This is a genomic window from Pseudomonas edaphica (assembly GCF_005863185.1).
In the GTDB taxonomy this organism is placed as follows: domain Bacteria; phylum Pseudomonadota; class Gammaproteobacteria; order Pseudomonadales; family Pseudomonadaceae; genus Aquipseudomonas; species Aquipseudomonas edaphica.
The window spans coordinates 1-2,429 of sequence record NZ_VBVZ01000797.1 but is presented as its reverse complement, the minus strand read 5'-3'; the positions used below and the strand labels follow the sequence as shown (position 1 = coordinate 2,429).

General features: G+C 59.8%; 2 protein-coding genes. Both read right to left on the bottom strand.

The window, feature by feature from the left end; translation table 11 throughout:
• Positions 1–133: 133 nt before the first annotated feature.
• Complete coding sequence (locus FEM54_RS30580) at positions 134–1,117, bottom strand: GlxA family transcriptional regulator (RefSeq protein ID WP_050547755.1); 984 nt, start codon at positions 1,115–1,117, stop codon at positions 134–136.
• A 447-nt stretch (positions 1,118–1,564) separates the two neighbouring features.
• Positions 1,565–2,170: a LysE family translocator gene (locus FEM54_RS30575; RefSeq protein WP_017138877.1), complete on the bottom strand. Its 606-nt coding sequence runs from the start codon at positions 2,168–2,170 to the stop codon at positions 1,565–1,567.
• Positions 2,171–2,429 lie beyond the last annotated feature (259 nt).

Sequence of the window (2,429 nt, the reverse complement as noted above, 5' to 3'; positions counted from 1 at the left end):
GGGTGGCGAAGCCGCCCCTCATTCAGACGACTCGGTGAGTCAGGTGTAACGTTATGGGGCTGCTGCGCAGCCCAACGCAGGGCAAGCCTGCTCGCCACAGTGACAATCACAGTGGCAGTGCTCGCCCTCAACGCTACTTGACCAAGCGCTTCTCTTTGGACGGCCGATAGCCGAAATACGCGCTGTAGCACTTACTGAAATGGCTCGGCGACACAAACCCGCACGCCACCAGCACATCCACCTGTGACAGTTCGGTGTGCTGCAACAAACGCCGCGCCTCGGTGACACGTAACTCCATGTAATAGCGTTGCGGCGTAGTGCCCAGTTGCTCCTTGAACAGGCGTTCGAGCTGGCGCCGCGAGCGGCCGGCGTAGACTGCCAATTGATCCAGTTCCAAGGGTTCTTCGAGGTTGGCGTCCATCAGTTTCACCACTTCACGCAGTGGCGCGCTGACGCTGATGTTCTCTGTGGGTTTGATACGCCGGTAGCGTGACTCTTCAAACGCCAGGATGTCTTCGATACCTTCGACCAAGGCCTTGCCATGCAGGCTTTTGATCCAGTCCAGGGCCATATGGAACGCGCCCGATGGGCTGGAGGCGGTGAGGCGATCGCGGTCAATCACGTAGGGTTCGCTGGTGACCTGCGCAGCTTTGGACACTTCCGACAGCGCCGGGCGATGTTCCGGGTGGATCGCGCAGCGGTAACCCTGCAACAGCCCGGCGCGACCAAGGAACCAGGCGCCGTTCCATAGGCCGGCGAGGCTCACACCCTGTTCGGCGGCGCTGCGCAACAGCTGGATGAAATCCTCGCCGGCTTTGAGTTCGGTGCGAAAACCGCCGCAGATCACCAGCAAATCCAGGTCGGGCAATGCCGACGCTTGCAGGCGGGCATCCGGGCGGATCACCAGGCCCAGGTCGCTGATAACTTCGCCCTCGTCACACCCGAAGGTACGCGTGGCAAACAGCTCGGGGCGCAACAGGTTGGCGGTGATCAGGGTGTCGAGGGTCTGGGTGAATGCCGGCAGGGAAAAGTGTTCGAGCAGCAAAAAACCAACGCGGGTGACCGGCGACGGCTGCTGGAAGTTTTCATTCAGGTAGCGCAGGTTCTTGCCTTTCATGCCACCGCTGAACTGGCGTCTTTCCATCGAGGGTTGGCCCACTCTTTTTGTTTATGCAATGGGCGCTATCTTAGGGGCAAATGCGCCGGCTGTCGTGCCGCATTCCCACGAAGAATAATGACTATGCTGCGTGGCCGCCGCCACGATGGAGGACGCTTGCCTGTTGATAGTCAACACGACCTTTAAGCCTGATCTTTACAAAAGCAACCGCCTCCCAGGCCCGCAGCATGGCAGCTGCGGGACCATCTGATACGGTTTTTTCTTTGCTATCTGCGTCTGTATCGAAACGCCAGTGAAGCGGACAATGGGCGCCATTCCGACACTCCTGTCGACTCCCTTCCCTTCGGAGGCCTTATGACCAAGATGGCAATTTTCCTGTTCGGTTTTCTGGTGCTGACCATCGGTATCGGCTTGCTGGCAACCATCTCGCCGGTGTGAGGCACTGCTTCACGCAAAAAGCATCGGGTACAACGACAGCACCAACAGCGCCGCCATCGACCCGTTGAATACCCGCAACCAACGCGGCTCGCGCAGCACGTTGCGCAATCCACTGCCGCAGCCCACCCACACGCACACACTGGGCAGGTTGACCACCGCAAATACCAGCGCAATCACCAGTACATTGGTCACATAACCTTCGGCCGGCGTATAGGTGGTGATTGCTCCCAGCGCCATGATCCATGCCTTGGGGTTGACCCACTGAAACGCGGCCGCGCCAAGAAAGGTCATGGGTTTGCCACGCTCGTCAGGGTTCTCGGACATGCCGCCAGCGGTGGCAATCTTCCACGCCAGGTAGAGCAAATAGGCCGCTCCCACATAGCGCAACACCGTGTAGGCCCACGGGAATACCTTGAACACTTCGCCCAGGCCCAGGCCTACCGACATCACCAACAGCATGAAGCCGATGCTGATCCCCAGCGCGTGGGGCATCGAGCGGCGAAAGCCAAAATTCACCCCCGAGGCGAGCAACATGGTGTTGTTCGGGCCGGGCGTGATCGAGGACACGAAGGCAAACAGGACAAAGGCGGACAAGAGGCTGGTGGACATGAACATGGCGCGGCATCCAGGCGGTAGTGGTATGCCTGCGACAGTAGTGGGTTACAGCCCTTGCCGCCCCGTACAGCTAGGGGCGGATCGAGGCATACACTTTGGCGTTATCGAGCTGATCGGTAGAGTTGCGCGCCTTGCTTGAGTCTGCGCTGAACACATCACAACGGCTTACCGCGCCGACTACGGTTCCCGCTGAGCCCGCCGGGAACCGTTGGTGTTGGCAGACAACCCACGCGTCTCAGTTTTGGGGCCGTTGCTTGGT